Source organism: Myxococcus sp. CA051A (genome assembly GCF_013336705.1).
GTDB lineage: Bacteria > Myxococcota > Myxococcia > Myxococcales > Myxococcaceae > Myxococcus > Myxococcus llanfairpwllgwyngyllgogerychwyrndrobwllllantysiliogogogochensis.
In genome coordinates this window covers 37765-52315 of the sequence record NZ_JABUMS010000010.1, presented here as the reverse complement: position 1 = coordinate 52315, position 14551 = coordinate 37765, and the positions used below count along the sequence as shown (strand labels likewise).

Annotated in this window: 11 protein-coding genes; 7 read left to right on the top strand and 4 right to left on the bottom strand. The window is 69.4% G+C overall.

Features of this window, described 5'->3' with window-relative positions:
• Position 1: 1 nt before the first annotated feature.
• Positions 2-2233, top strand: a complete 2232-nt coding sequence (locus HUA74_RS27240; RefSeq protein ID WP_174456899.1) for a hypothetical protein — start codon at positions 2-4, stop codon at positions 2231-2233.
• Here the strand turns inward: HUA74_RS27240 and HUA74_RS27235 are convergent.
• Genes HUA74_RS27235 through HUA74_RS27225 form a run of 3 tightly spaced genes read right to left on the bottom strand, consistent with a single transcriptional unit; the run spans position 2230 to position 4565 of the window.
• Positions 2230-3588 (bottom strand): HAMP domain-containing sensor histidine kinase, encoded by a 1359-nt coding sequence (locus HUA74_RS27235; RefSeq protein ID WP_174456898.1) that lies wholly within the window; start codon positions 3586-3588, stop codon positions 2230-2232. The genes HUA74_RS27240 and HUA74_RS27235 overlap by 4 nt on opposite strands.
• The gene (locus HUA74_RS27230) at positions 3585-4304 is read right to left on the bottom strand and encodes a response regulator transcription factor (RefSeq protein ID WP_174457107.1); all 720 of its coding nucleotides are present in this window, start codon (positions 4302-4304) and stop codon (positions 3585-3587) included. The genes HUA74_RS27235 and HUA74_RS27230 overlap by 4 nt, the downstream gene beginning before the upstream one ends.
• Before the next feature lie 12 nt (positions 4305-4316).
• Positions 4317-4565: a hypothetical protein gene (locus tag HUA74_RS27225; protein WP_174456897.1), complete on the bottom strand. Its 249-nt coding sequence runs from the start codon at positions 4563-4565 to the stop codon at positions 4317-4319.
• Between the two features lie 283 nt (positions 4566-4848).
• On the opposite strand from HUA74_RS27225, the gene HUA74_RS27220 reads away from it, so the two are divergent.
• Entirely contained in the window at positions 4849-6174 is a 1326-nt protein-coding gene (locus tag HUA74_RS27220) for a hypothetical protein (protein WP_174456896.1), read from the top strand.
• 147 nt (positions 6175-6321) lie between these two features.
• On the opposite strand, the gene HUA74_RS27215 is transcribed toward HUA74_RS27220, so the two are convergent.
• Complete coding sequence (locus HUA74_RS27215; RefSeq protein WP_174456895.1) at positions 6322-7212, bottom strand: zinc metalloprotease; 891 nt, start codon at positions 7210-7212, stop codon at positions 6322-6324.
• A 421-nt stretch (positions 7213-7633) separates the two neighbouring features.
• Between HUA74_RS27215 and HUA74_RS27210 the strand changes: the two genes are divergently transcribed.
• The 5 genes from HUA74_RS27210 (at position 7634) to HUA74_RS27190 (ending at position 14515) form a co-directional block, all read left to right on the top strand.
• Positions 7634-11248: a DUF456 domain-containing protein gene (locus tag HUA74_RS27210; RefSeq protein WP_174456894.1), complete on the top strand. Its 3615-nt coding sequence runs from the start codon at positions 7634-7636 to the stop codon at positions 11246-11248.
• A gap of 10 nt (positions 11249-11258) precedes the next feature.
• Positions 11259-11687 carry a DcrB-related protein gene (locus HUA74_RS27205; RefSeq protein WP_141643105.1) on the top strand — a complete coding sequence of 143 codons (429 nt, stop codon included), beginning with the start codon at positions 11259-11261 and terminating at the stop codon, positions 11685-11687.
• Between the two features lie 221 nt (positions 11688-11908).
• Positions 11909-12583, top strand: coding sequence for a DUF4142 domain-containing protein (locus HUA74_RS27200; protein WP_254613976.1), 675 nt, complete (start codon positions 11909-11911; stop codon positions 12581-12583).
• A 168-nt stretch (positions 12584-12751) separates the two neighbouring features.
• Positions 12752-13732: a hypothetical protein gene (locus tag HUA74_RS27195; RefSeq protein WP_174456893.1), complete on the top strand. Its 981-nt coding sequence runs from the start codon at positions 12752-12754 to the stop codon at positions 13730-13732.
• Between the two features lie 30 nt (positions 13733-13762).
• Positions 13763-14515 (top strand): ATP-binding cassette domain-containing protein, encoded by a 753-nt coding sequence (locus tag HUA74_RS27190; protein ID WP_174456892.1) that lies wholly within the window; start codon positions 13763-13765, stop codon positions 14513-14515.
• Positions 14516-14551 lie beyond the last annotated feature (36 nt).

The window sequence follows — 14551 nt, the reverse complement described above, 5'->3', positions numbered from 1 at the left end:
GATGGGGTGGGCCTCCGTGGTGGCCGTGTTGCTGACGGCCACCCCCACCTTCGTCACGCGAGGTGACGTGACGCCCGAGTCGGACCTTCGCCGCGAGGCGGAGGCCGGCTGGGCGGCGCTGGAGTCGGTGTATGCGGCGGAGGCGGGCGGGGCGCCGGTGAGGGCCCCGGTCTCCATCGTCCTCCAGCGCGGCGTGGCCCTGTCGCCCGAGCGCAACGCGCAGGGCCGGCCGGGCCTCGTGGAGCTGCGGCAGAACACGCCGGGCGTGCTGGATGAGCGGCTGCGCGTGGCGCTGCGGCACGAGCTGGCGCACCAGCTCCTGTGGTGGGCGTGTCCCCAGTCGAGCGAGGACCGGCTCTTCCACGAAGCCTTCGCGGTGGCGCTGAGCGGCGAGCTGCCGGCGTGGCGCGAGGGGGCCTATCAATCCCTGTCACGCGCGGCGTCGGAGCTGGCGGCGGCGCCCGCGGTGGACTCGTCGAAGGCGCGTCGCGCGCTGGCGCGGCTCCTGAGTGAGACGGTGGGGTTTCCCAAGGCGCTGTCGCGTCGGCTGCGCCAGTGTCACGACGGGGCGCGGTGGGTGGTGCCGCTGTCCATCGACGAGCTGGCGGACGTGCAGGTGCGCGCGGCGGGGCCGGCCACGGTGGTGGTGAGTCGGCACTCGGGGGAGGTGTTGTTGTCGGAGGGCGAGGTGCGCCGCGCGCTGCCGTATGGCTCGGTGCTGAAGCCCTTCGTATACGCGGCGGGCGCGGAGCATCCGGTGCTGGCGCCGCGCGTGGACGTGCAGGAGTGGGCATGTGGCCCGGGGTTGCCGGCGAAGGTGGACGCGCGCACGGCGCTCCTGCGCTCATGCAACGGGTACTTCCTGGACTGGGAGACAGCGGGCTCGGCGCCCAAGGGGTTTGGCGCGTGGGAGCCGGTGCTGTCGGCGCTGGGGCTCACGGGGACACCGGTGGACATGGCGGATGCGGTGGGCCTGCGCTCCACGCTGGCGCTGTCTGCGTGGGGGATGGCGCAGGCGTATCGGCTGCTGGCGGAGGCGCGGCCGGACGTGGTGGCGCTGCTGGCGGACAACGCGGCGCGAGGGACGCTGGCGGAGCTGCCCGCGTCGAAGGCGCTGGTGGGCGTGGCGACGAAGACGGGCACGGTGCGGGACGCGGCGAGCCGTCCGCAGTACGGCTGGATTGCGGCGGTGGACGGGGACCTGGTGGTGGTGGCGGTGCGGCCGGGGAAGATGCCTCGCCAGTTCGCGGAGGAGATTCCCGCGGCCCTGGCGAAGGCGCGCAAGCAGGCGGGCGTGGAGGCGGCGCGGGTGCAGGTGTTGGGGCTGGTGCCGGCGCGCGAGGTGGAGGCGCGGTGCGCGGGCGTGGGCTTCACGGTGGACGCGGGGATGCCGAAGCTCGCTCCGGTGGAGTGGGCGCGGCTGGAGGGACTGACGACGCGCGGGGCGGCGGTGTGTCTGGGCGCGCCGTGGCGGGTGCGCTTTCCGAAGGGGCCGGAGGAGGGGAGGGATTACGCGGGAGTTTTTACGTGGTCGCCACCGCCGGCGTATCGGCCGCCCGTGGGAGTGCCCACGTCACCGAGCGCGCTGAAGGCGCGGCGGGGCTCGGACTTCGTGTTCCGCACGACGCGGTTGCAGTACACGTCGGGCGTGGTGGCGGCGGAGGACGTGACACTGAAGGGCGAGGCGCGGCTGGCGTTGGCGCGCGTGGTGGCGCACAACGAGCGGCACAGTCGTCATCCGGGCCGGGCGGTCTGCGACACGACGCACTGTCAGGCCTTTCGAGGCACGGTGCGGGTGCAGCGAGACGACGCGAAGGCGCTGAGACTTCCGGCGCTCAAGTGGAGCGAGTGGTTGTTGTTCTCGCAGGGAGGACAGGAGCCCTGGACGCAGGAGCGGCCGCGTGTGGACGTGGAGCGGCTCCTGGGCAAGGGCCTGGTGTCGCTGCGTTTCGAGGCGGGCCGCGTTCAATACCTGCTCACGGAGAAGGAGGGCGCGTCGACCTTCGAGAGCGGGCGCTCACTGGCGTGTGAGCTGTTGCGCTCGGGCTTGAAGCTGCCGTCCTGTCCGCGCACGGCGTCGTTCAATGGGGACACGCTCGTGTTCGAGGGACGCGGGCGAGGACACGGTGAAGGCCTGGACGTCGAGGCGGCGAAGGCGAGCAGACTCCGCAGCGACGCGATTCTCGAAGGGGCCTACGGACGCTCTCGCCCCGAGCCCCGGGACGTGGACTAGGTCGTCGTGAGGGGAAGCACGAGCCGGGCGCGGATTCCTCCCTCGGTGACGCCCTGGAGGGACAGGGTTCCTCCGTGGGCCTCGACGATGCGGCGCACCAGCGTCAGCCCCAGGCCCGTGCCCCCTGTCTCCCGCGCGCGGCTGCGGTCGGTGCGGAAGAAGGGCGTGGTGAGCTTGGGCAGGTCCTCGTCGCTGATGCCGATGCCCCGGTCCTCCACGTCCAGGTGCACCGCCTGCGCGTCCACCTGTGCCCGCAGCGTCACCGGACTGCCGGGCTCCGAGTACTTGCGCGCGTTGTCGAGCAGGTTGTGCAGCGCGCGCCGCACCAGCACCGGGTCGGCCTCCAGCGTGGGCAGGTTCTCGGCCACATCCAGTTGGAGGCGACACTCGGGGGCGCTCTTCTGGAAGCGCTCGGCGGCGTCTTTCAGGAACTCCGTCAGCCGCAGCGTCGCCCGCTGGAGGCGAGGCCCCGGCTGTCCCGCCTGGTTCGCCTCCAGGTCGAGCCGCGCCATCTGCAACACGCCATCCACCAACTGCTGAAGCTCGCCGATGTCCCGGCGCAGCTCCGGCAGTCGAGCCGCCAGCTCCTCCGGTTGTCCGTCCTCGACGAGGTCCAGCGTCACACCCAGGCGCGCCAGGGGCGTGCGCAGCTCGTGGGACACGTTGGCCAGCAGCTCCTTCTGGCCTCGGATGAGTGACTCCGTTCGCTCGGCCATCGTGTCGAAGGTGTGCCCCAGCACCGCCACTTCGTTCCGGCCCTTCAGCCGCACGCGCGCGGACAGGCGCCCCTGACCGAACTCGCCCACCACCTTCGTCAGCCGCTCCAGCGGGGAAGCCAGCGCCCACGCCAGGGGCACCGAGAGTCCCGCCAGCACGACCAGGACCAGGGCCAGCACGCCGCCCAGCACCGTGTACGTCCGACGATTGTTGGCCTCATGCAGCAGATAGCCCACCACGGTGTTGCCTCGCCACGTGGGGGTGGCCCAATGGTTCTGCCCGTCACGTTTGAACCAGCTCTTGCCGGTGCGAAGCTCGCGCCACTCGGCGTCATCGAGCACCCTCAGGGGAGGTCGCGCTGATGAGGCCTTCACGGTGCCCTGAAGGTCATACAGCGTGGCCCGGAGCTTTCCTTGCGCGGCGAGGGACTCCATCAGGGGGGCGAGCTCGGGAGACTCCGCGGCGGCCAGCTCCACCAGTCGCTCGTATGTCTTTTCCGTGTCCTGTCCTACGATCTGTGACTCCACGAGGCTGGCGATGACCGCGAAGGACACGACGGCGCCCCCCAGCATCAACAGACCATACAGATAGATGCGCCAGAACATCCTTCGGGGACGGAGCCGCTCACCGAGCTTCATGACTCCTCACCTCGCTCCAGCACATACCCCACGCCTCGCACCGTCTTGAGCATCCGGGGGTTGCGCGCGTCGTCCCCCAGCTTCTGGCGCAGCCGGGACACATGCACGTCGATGGCGCGGTCCACCGGGCCGTCCGGGTCGTTGCCCTTCGCCAGCTCCAGCAACTGCTCGCGCGACAGCACCCGTCCCGCCCGCTCCGCGAGTCCGAGGAGCAAGGCGAACTCGTGCCGTGTCAGCGGCAACACCTGTCCATTCAGCGATGCCCGGAAGTCACTCCGGTTCAGCGTGAGCGCGCCCACGCGCACCACCTCGCGCGAGGGACCCAGCAAGCCCCGGCTGCGCCGCACCAGCGCCTGGATTCGCGCCAGCAGCTCCCGAGAGGAGTAGGGCTTGGGCAGGTAGTCGTCCGCGCCCAGCTCCAGTCCCATCACCCGGTCCGCCTCCTCGCCGCGCGCGGTGAGCATGAGGATGGGCACCGCCGAGCGCTCCCGCAGCTCGCGGCAGACGGTGAGCCCATCCTTCCGGGGCAGCATGATGTCGATGAGGATGGCATCGAAGGCGCGGCGCGAGGCCTCGACCAGGCCCTGCTCCCCGTCCCGAGCGAGACAGGTGCGCACGCCTTGTCGCTCCAGGTACTCGGCCGTGAGGCGGGCCAGGTGCGCGTCGTCCTCGATGAGGAGCACCTCGATGCCGGGTGACGGTGTGGCGGGTCCCATCATGTCCCCAGTCTAGTGCGGCGTGGCAGTGTAGGACTCGCAGCTCCCCACGAGCGTGGGCACCGCGAGCAGGCTCTTCCAGTCGCGCAGGGGCACACCCATCACGGAAGTGACGCCGTCATCCGGTGCCATGAGCTGCTTCACCCACTCCTGCGGCATCAGCCGGCGCGTCTGCCACACGCCACCGTCCACCAGGAGTTGTCCCAACTCCAGCAGGTCTCGCGGTCGGCTGGCGGACATGGCATCGAGGCTCGGCGTCATCGCGGCCCTCGACGCGAAGGCGAGCAGCAACAGGGCTTGGATGAGGAGTGGGGCGACTGCGCGGAAACGGCGAGTGGGGTGCGGAGACATCGAACCTCCCAGGGCCAGGACCTCGGGGTCCATTGGATGCTGCGCAGTTCAACGCCTCCATGTCGCGGGAGGATGTGCGGAATGTAAACGATTGTAACGGGCCGCTGATTCGGGCGAGTTCATTGGCACCTCTCCGAGAATCAGCGATGGTCCTGGTCAGAGGGGTTGGTCCATTTGCTTTGGGGAAGATGACATGCACGTCGCATCGCGCCGGTTCGCGCTTTCGTTGCTCTTGAGTGCCTCACTGTTCTCCGGTTGCTCCGAGGACTCGCAAACGCCGCATGAAGGGCCCGACACGGAGTCCAAGTGCCCCGCCGTCACCGGCGCGGTCATCGAGCATCAGGGCATCGTCTCCACCTCGGAGACCTGGGCCGCGGGCAGCCCCCATGTCATCACCAGCAACCTCACCATCCGGGGGCAGGTCACGGTGGAGGCCTGCGCGACGGTGCGTCTCGCGAAGGCCACCTCCATCCAGGTCGACAGCGGGGGCGTGCTTCGCGCGGAGGGGAAGCAGGACCAGGTGGTGCGTTTCGAGCCTCACGCTGACTGGCCGTGGGGGCAGTTGCTCATCGGGACGGGAGGTTCGGCGCGACTGGAGTGGACGGTGCTGTCGGGAGGTGGACTCTCGTCGACGATGGACTCCATCGTGCGTGTGAATGCCGGCGCGGAGCTCCCTGGCCCGAGGCCGCTGTTCGTCAGTCACGTCACCATCGAGGACTCACGGGGGCCTGGCATCATTCTCAATGGAACGGCGGGCTTCGCCGAGGGCTCCTCCGATTTGACCATTCGAGGGACGGGCGGCGAGTTTGGTCGGCAGCCCCTGGTCATCAATCCCAATGCGCTGGGGACGCTGCCGTCGGGCACGTACACGGGGAATCTCGAGGACGCCATTCACATAGGGCCGTCCATCGCAGCGGCCTCGGTGTTCTACCTGGGCTCCAGCGCCACCCTGAAGAACCTGGGCGTACCCTATCAAGTACAGGGGCTCCAGGTGGGGGGACCGGGGGCTTCGGCGACGCTCACCATCGAAGCGGGCACGGAGCTGCGCTTCGAGCCGGGGACGACGCTGCGCGTCTACGACGAGACGAGCGCGCTCATCGTGGCGGGGACGCCCTCCAGTCCCGTCATCTTCACGTCGAACCTGAGGAATCACCGGCCGGGTGACTGGGCGGGCATCCGCTTCGACGGGATGAACGCGGCCAACCGGCTGGAGTCGGCGGTGGTGAGGTACGCGGGTGGGCCGTGCCAGTGCTCCAGCTTTGGGTGCAACTACCTGCCGCCCGGGTTCGACGTCAGCTCGGCCATCCTCGTGTTCGACGAGCCGACGTCGCCGTTCATCGCGAACTCGCGCATCGAGGACAGCGCGGGGCACGGCATCCTGCGCGGGTGGAATGGCTCGGACCTCAGCCTCGCGACGAGCACCACCTTCGCGCGCATCGCCGAGTGTACGGAGACGGTGCCGAAGGACCGTGACGGACGCTGCCCCTCCGAGACGCCCGTCTGTCCGCGCAGTCCCTGAGTCACCGTGACGCCGTGGGACGCCGAGCACCTGGTCGGCGTCCATCACGGCCTGGGGCGCACGGGCATCGCTGAAAACAACGACGCCGGAGCCTCCTCGTGGGAGACCCCGGCGCCGAGCCGACAGTTCGTGCTGTCGAGAGACTTCCTAGCGGTAGGTCGCCGTCAGCTGGTCCGCGCGCTCCGACTGGCCCGCGCTGAACGTGTTCATGCAGTTGTCGTCGGTGTAGTCCATGAAGTTGGTGATGGGGTCCGCACCGCCACCCGCGCAGGTGTCGCGGCCGGAGGGGCAGCCGTACGCCGGAGAGGCCTCGGCCGAGGTGTCGCTGACCGAGTCACCCGCGCCGGTGCAGCCGCCCTGGAACGTGTGGTACAGGCCCAGCCAGTGGCCGACCTCGTGCGTGCCCGTGTCGCCCTCGTTGTAGGGCACCGCGGTGCCACCCGGCACGCTGCTGTAGAGGATGACCACGCCGTCCTGCTGCGGCTGCGCGGTGTAGCTGGAGGGGAACGTCGCCCAACCCAGCAGCCCGCCGCTCAGGTTGGCGGAGTAGATGTTGAGGCTCTCCTTGCCACCCTTGCGCAGGGCCTTCTTCATCGCCCGCTCGTTGGCACTGCCGCTCTTGAGCGCGAACCACTTCGAGTTCGTCGTACGGTCCGTGCCCTGGAGCACGAAGCGGAACGGCGTGTTGGCATAGGCCGCGTTCAGCACGTTCATCTGCGCGGTGATCTGCGAGTCCGGGATGTCGCCGTTCGCGAGGCCCGAGCCCTTGTTGATGACGTGGAAGTACGTGGGCACCGTCACCGAGCCCACCGCGCGCATCGCCGTCTTCTGCTCGGCCAGGAAGGCGTCGATGGCCGCGCGCTCCTCCACCGAGGGCTCCACCGTCGCGCAGCCGCGGTGCAACGACGTCTGCTCCACCGCCGGGTCCGCCGGCGACGGGGCCTCCGCGGCCTCCTCGCCCTTACAGGCGGCAAGGCTCATCAGGGCACCCGCAAGCACGGCCAGACGACCATTCCTCTTCGCGACGCTGCCAATCATTGTCATCTCCAGGGAAGATGGAGATTCAATGAATAGCTGAATGAAACAGCGAGAGTCAATGTCACCTTGAGACAATCCGTGGGCAATCCCCGGGGTGCGCCCGACGCCGCACTCCGGGGCGGATGAGACAGAAATGCTCCACTCGGGAGGGGCGATTGTAAAATGTCTTTCATTGTCTCGGCTCACCCCCGGAGTCGCCTGGGTATGTCTGGGCTTGCTCCAGACGCCGCCTTGTCGGGATGGGTGGGTTCCCAGGGCCCACCTCCGTGACGTGCCGCGTCACCAGATAGGTCCGGAAAAATCCCACCTTTCCTGAGCAACTCTTTCTCTCAGATGGCGAGAATCCATGACTGGATTCCGGAACAGCCCGGATTTCCTCTGCCGCTCTCCTCGGTCCGCCCCGCTTCTGAGAGGTCTCCGCATGTCTCCCCCCGTCAGTAACAACGGCAACAACGCCGCTCAGATCGCCGCCGCTGAGGCCCAACGCCGTCAGGCCGAAGAGGCCCGTCGTCGCGCGGAGGAAGCGCGCAAGGCCGCGGAAAACCAGAAGAAAGCCGCCGCCGAGGCCCAGAAGAAGGCCGCCGAGACGCAAAAGAAGAAGGCCTCCGAGGCCCAGCAGAAGGCACGGACGGACGCCAGCCAGGCCAAGGTCGCGGCGGACAAGGAGAAGTCCGCGAAGGCCGCGAAGGAGACGGCCCAGACGAAGGCCAATGAGGCCCAGGCCAAGGTCGACACGTTGGGCAAGGGCCCGAACCTGAGTGACCAGGCGCGCAAGGACCTGGACGCGGCGACGAAGGTCGCCAAGGACACGAAGGCCGCGGCCACCAAGGCCAACGACACGTTCCTGCAGGCGCAGAAGGACGCCACCGCCGCCCGGCAGCTTTCCGACACATCGCACAACAAGGCGATTGAAGAGGGCAACAAAGCCATCCAGACGCAGAAGTCCGCCAACACCTCGGCGAAGGCGGTGGGCGAGCCGCCCCCGTACGCGGACGCCAACCAGGTGCGTGACGTCTTCGACGCCGGCAGCCTGGACCCCAAGGCCCAGGAGCGGCTGTTCGGAACGAAGTCGGTGGTCTCTCCGGAGGAGGCGGTTCGCGCGGATGCGAAGGCGGTGGGTGACGCCTCCATTCGCAGCCCGGCCGATGGCGCCAAGGAGCTGCGCCGCCAGGTAGAGGCGAACCCGGACCCCGCCTACCGCGAGGCCCTGATGAAGGAGTCCAGGGGCGCCATCAACCTCATGACCTCCAGCCTGGGGCGTCCCGAGGTGACCCAGGACCAGGCGAACCAGATCGTGAGCGACCTGAGCCACGCCGCGGAGCAGACCAGCCCTCAGGCGTCCCGCGACGTGGCGGACAGCTTCCGCCGCGCCGAGACCGAAGCGGGCTACGGCCACAAGGTGGAGGAGAAGCTCACCCCCGCGCTGAAGGCGGGCGCGAAGGACCCGGCGGTGACGAACGTCGCCAAGGGCCTGGTGGACGGCCTCCGTGCGGACGGCAAGTACGACCTGGCGGATGTCATCACCCGCCAGTCCCCGGAGCTGGAGAAGGTCTCCCCGCAGAACGCTGGCCAGACGAAGGCCCGCGCCGAACTGGACGTCCAGAGCGCGAAGGAGGGCAAGGACACCGTCGCCACGCAGCAGAAGCAACTGGATGAGGCCACGCGGGGCCAGGTCGACGAGCTCTTCACGGCCTCCAAGGACCAGAAGCCGCCCGAGGGCTTCGAGGCGGTGGACACGAAGGACCCCCACCGCGTCGAGTTCGTCCAGAAGGACCCGGCGGGAGAGGTCACCGCGCGCATCTCCGCGACGCGCGACGACAAGAACAACGTCACCCTGGACACCAGCACCGTCGACCCCCAGAGCAAGCAGGTCACTCGCGAGGTCGTGACGAGCAACGGGCCGGAGGGCACCACCACCAGCCAGACGGCGACGTGGACGCCCGCCAAGGGCCAGGACATCCGCAACCCTCCGTCCATCGAGGACCTGAAGAAGAGCCGCGACCCGGCCGTGGCCGTGGAGGAGAGCAAGGTCTCCCGCGACAACGGCGACCTGCTCACCACGACCTACAAGCAGGGGGGTGGTGGCGTCGAGGGTTCGGAGACGCGCTTCAGCCAGCAGGAGGGTGAGGGCGGGCTCGACGACAACTTCAAGGACAAGTTCAACGAAGACCAGCCCATCGACCGGACGGAGACGAAGAGCTACTCGATTCCTCCTCCGGGTACGAAGGGGCCTGATGGCAAGGACCTGGAGCCCTCCTACACGCGCACGCAGACGTTCTCGCAGGGCGAGGGCGTGAACGAGGTGCAGGCCACGGCCACCATGAGCAAGGCGCTCACGGCGGAGGATGGCTTCAACGTGGACAAGGGGCCGCGCAACGCGGGCGACCTGTCGAGCCTGTCCGGCAAGCTCAAGTCGGAGGACGGCGAGAAGGGCGAGGCCTTCGACGGCGACAAGGACAACCCCAAGCAGTGGGTGCTCGAGAAGACCGACGGCCGCAAGTACAGCAGCCAGACCTTCATCGAGGGCCACCCGGACATCTCGGTCGTCACCGAGCGCACCGCCAAGGGCAACACCGTCGAGGAGACGGTGAAGGGCAAGGTCTACGGCACCGAGGGTGACAAGAAGGGCGAGCCCGTCGACATCAGCTCCACGTCCAGCCATGCCTATGACGACAAGGGCATCCTCACCAACGCCAAGAGCGAGACGAAGGGCGCTGACGGCGTCACCACGAAGCAGGACTACCAACGGACCGACACGGTCGGCCCGGACGGTCGGCTCCAGGTGGACGAGCGCAGCAGCAGCACGCGCACGCCGCCCGGGGGACAGCCCACGACGGTGACGTCGGAGCGCCAGCGCCGCGAGTCGGACGCGGGCGTGCTCCAGCTCGTCAATGCGTCCAAGAACGTCACGGGGCCGGATGGCTCCTCGCAGGTGCGTGTCACCCCGGAGAAGACGGAGCTGTCCGTCAACGGCAAGCCCGTTCCGGAAGGGGACCTCGGCAAGCTGGACACGAAGGAGCGGGCCCTGCTGGACGTCACGCGGGGCGAGATGGCGAAGGAGCTCTACAACCTCGCCATGACGCCGGAGCCCGGGACCGCCAAGGAAGAAAGCGAAGGCCCCATCAGCAAGCCCGAGTCCACGGGCGACGTGACGACGGCGCTCTCCATCAACAAGGATGTGCTGGGGTTGATTGAGCAGGACGCGCTCAACACCCTCATGCAGGAAACCACCCCTCCGACGGACCCGGCGGACCCGCCCGCTTCGGGGCAGACGGACCCGGCGGCTCCCCCCCCGGGGGACCCGGCGGCCCCGCCCGCCTCGGGGCAGACGGACCCCGCGGCCCCGCCCGCCACGGACGACACGACGACTCCGCCCGCCACGGGCGACGCGGACTCCTCTGGCACTCCGGACGGTGACACGGGCACGAATGACTCGGAGACGGCGCGCCTGGCGAAGTTCGCGCGCGGCGTCCAGGTGGGCGCGGAGAGCCTGGGCATCGTCGGCAACACGCTGGGCGCGCTGTCCTCGGGCGCGGACCTGGTGAACAACATCAGCCAGGGCAACTACGTGGCCGCGGCGCAGAACGTGGCGGATATCGGCGGGGGCGTCGGCGGCATCGTCCAGGGCGTCGCCGGCATTCGTGGTGGCTCCGAGCTGGCGACGGGTATCGCTGGCGCGGGCAACGAAGTGGGAGGGCTGGCGGGTCTGCGCGCGGCGTCCACCACGGCCTCGGGGTTCCGTGAAGCGCTCGCGGTGGGCGGCAAGCTCGGAGCCATCGGCACGGGGCTCGGCGTCGTCTCCGGCGGACTGGATATCGTCGGCGGCATCCAGGCAGGGGATGGGTGGCAGATCGCCAAGGGCGGCGTCAGCATCGCGGGAGCGATTGGCGCCGGCGTGGCGGTGGGCGCCATCGGCGGCCCGGTGGGCGCTGGCGTCGGTCTGCTCATCGGCGTGGGCGTCTACGGCGTGGGGAAGCTGTTCGACAAGATGAGTGAGGGTGACAAGGAGCACCAGATCGCCGGCGTGGAGATCTAGGCCCTACGATATGAGCACGAACACCATTCGACACGGCGACCTCACGATGCCCCTGCCCGACGGTTGGGCGGATGCCAGTCAGGTCGTCGCCATGGGCCCGGTGGAGGAAGGTTTCCGGGCCAGCGTCGTGGTCTCCGCCGAGCCCAGGCAGGGACAGGAGACGGCGAAGGACCTGGCGGCACGCGCGCTGCCGCAGCTGCAGCGGTCCGCCCAGGGCTTCGCGCTCGTGAGTGAGAAGCCCGCGACGTTCGGCGGGCGGCAGGGCCTCACGCGCGAGTACACCTGCCAGGCGGGCGCGCTGAAAATCGCGCAGCTCCAGTTCTATTGCGTGAAGGACAAGCAGGCCTACACCTTCACGTACACGCAGCGCGCGGACCGCATCGCCTACACCCGGGCGGTGGCGGAGCTGTTCTTCGGCTCGGTGCGCATCGGCGCCTGAGTCGAAGGGCGTCTCAACGGAGCGCGGCGTCCGGCACGAAGGTGTGTCGGGCGTCCGCGTCCCGGGCGAGGCCGTCGTGTCCACTCCGGTACGAAGCCAGGCCCCGACTTCGGGCAGCGCACGGAAGCGTGCTGCTCCAGGGAGGGGCGTGCTTGCGAGCGGCGATTGCCGAGGCAGGGGGGCTGACCCAGCTTCCGGCATTCCCTGTCCAGGAGGACGGCATGGCTCGAAGGATTCGTGGTGGTGGTGTGGCGGCCCTGGCGGCGGCGCTGGTGTTCGGCTCGATGACGGGCACCGCGCTCGCGGAAGACGAGGCCAAGAAGGCCCACAAGGAAGACAAGCGCGTTGGTGAGGCGGCGGCCGAGAAGGAGCTGTACGTCGGCAAGCTGGCCCTCTTCGACGCCAAGCAAATCGCGCTGGGCAACATGGCTCTGGAGAAGACGCAGGACCCGCAGGTGCGTCAGTTCGCGCAGAAGCTGGTGACGGACCACAAGCAGCACCTGTCCGACCTCAAGGCGTGGGCCGACAGCAAGTCCATCGAGGTGGCGACGGTCGACCTGGCCGGGCCTCCCGGCACCGGCGGCTCCGGTGTCACCCCCGGCATGCAGGAGGGCTACGACAAGAAGATGGAGGGCGTCGACGAGCGCCTGAACAAGGCCATCACCGAGGCGGAGAAGGAGCTGGACAAGCTCCGCGAGAAGAATGGCAAGGAGTTCGACAAGGGCTTCCTCACGCGCGTCGCCGATGACGGCAAGAAGGGACAGGACCTGGCCAAGGACGGGATGGACAAATACAAGACCGACGCCGCCTTCAGCGCCCTCTTGAGCAAGACGCGCCAGGGCATCGCGAGCAACGAGACGATGGCCAAGGAGCTCGAGAAGACCCTGCGCCGCTGACAGCCGCACGGGCTCTCGAAAACCATGGGCGCGGTGACTCGGGGGGCCCGGTGTCACCGCGCCGGTGTTTCAGCTCGGGCGGCGGATGTGCTCGGACGTGTGTGCGACGCCGGGCGCCGGGAACTCTCCTGGGTTGACGCAGCGGTCGGCGGGTGCCTATCCCGACGCATGGCGAATGCCTGGAAGTGGATGATGGTCTCGGGGTTCATGGTGCTGGGCGCGTGCACGACACCCGCGCCGCATGTGCCGCCCGTGTCGCCCGAAGGAGCCACTCCCGCGGGCCCCTTCCTGCCGGATGCCCGCGCGCTCTTCGCGGGGTGCACGCCCGTCCCCGACAGCGCCAGCTCGCGCATCTATCCGTGTGGTGACGCGACGGTGTGGCTCGTCGAGCGCAAGGACGTGCCCGCCGCGCGAGTGCTCACGCTCGCCAGGGCGCGTCTGGTGGAGCGACTGGGGGAGGGCGTGGTGGTGGCGGAAGGGGCGCTGCCGCTCGCGGAGCGCTCGTGGCCGGCGGCCCGCTTCGCCCTGTGTGACGTGGGGGACGCGGGCCTGGAGGGTCCGGCCTCGTGTCGCGCGGGGGGCTACCTCGTCTCGGTGGCGGGGTCGCTGGGCCGTCAGCGCGAGCTGGGGTGTGTCGCGAAGAACAACGCCCAGCCGGCGCTGACGCGGTGTCTGGAACTCTTGGAGTATCTCGCGGCGCACGGCAATCCGGAGGGTGAGTCGCTGGATGAGGCGGCGCTGCTGCTTCCGCCCCGCCTGCCGTGGCGCACGCTCGCGGTGCCCGAAGGCTGCCAGCCCTCCCTGTCCACCAGTCGCGCGGGCCGCATCCGCTGTGACGACGCATCGCTCGTGTGGAGTGTGTACCGGCCCGCGCGAGACGAGGTGACGGCGCGCTGGAGGGACCAGAGCGTGGCGGAGCTGAGGGCGGCGCTGCCCGGCTCGAGCGCCGTGGAGGAGGTGGCGTGTCTCCTGGAGGAGCGGCCCTCGCGGTGCATGCGCTTCACGGCGCCTTCTCCCCGTGGGCCGGTCGTCGTCTGGACGGGCGCCATGCAGTGGGATGACCGGGCGCTGTTCGCCGCGTGCAGCTTCCTGGCATCCGCCGAGCCCGCGTTTCCCGCGGTCTGCAATGGTGCCTTCTCCGTACCCTGACTCCACCGTCTCGCGCGAAGGGGCCGCCTCGTGTACGCCTTGCAGGATGTCTCCAAGCGCTTTGGCACCACGCAGGCGCTGCACTCGCTGAACCTCACGCTGCCCACGGGGCGGACCACGGTGCTGCTGGGGCCGAGCGGCTGCGGGAAGTCCACGCTGGTCCGCCTGCTCAACGGGCTGTTGCACGCGGACACGGGCCAGGTGCTCTACGCGGGCAAGCCCCTGCCCACGGATGCGAAGGCGTTGCTGTCGCTGCGTCATCGGGTGGGCTACGCGCTTCAAGGGGGCGGGCTCTTTCCGCACCTGACGGGGGAGGAGAACGTCACGCTCATGGCCCAGCACCTGCGCTGGTCCGCCGCGCGGACTCGCGAGCGGAGGGACGTGCTGGTGGAGTTGACGCGGTTTCCCGCCGAGGCGCTCGCGCGTTATCCGGCGCAGCTTTCGGGGGGACAGCGTCAGCGGGTGGCGTTGATGCGCGCGCTCATGCTGGACCCGGAGGTGTTGCTGCTCGACGAGCCGCTGGGGGCGCTGGACCCACTGGTGCGGCACGAGCTGCAAGCGGACCTGCGCGCCATCTTCGCGCGGCTGCGCAAGACGGTGGTCCTGGTGACGCATGACCTCGCGGAGGCGGGGTTCCTGGGCGACGACATCGTGCTCATGCGTGAAGGGCGCGTGGTGCAACAGGGGAGCCTCGTGGACCTGGAGACCCGTCCCACGGACCCGTTCGTCACGCGGTTCATCCAGGCCCAGCGGCTGGCTCCGGGGAACGGGGCCTCGGCATGAGCGCGCGGAGAGCATGCTCCACGGTATGGAGCGCAC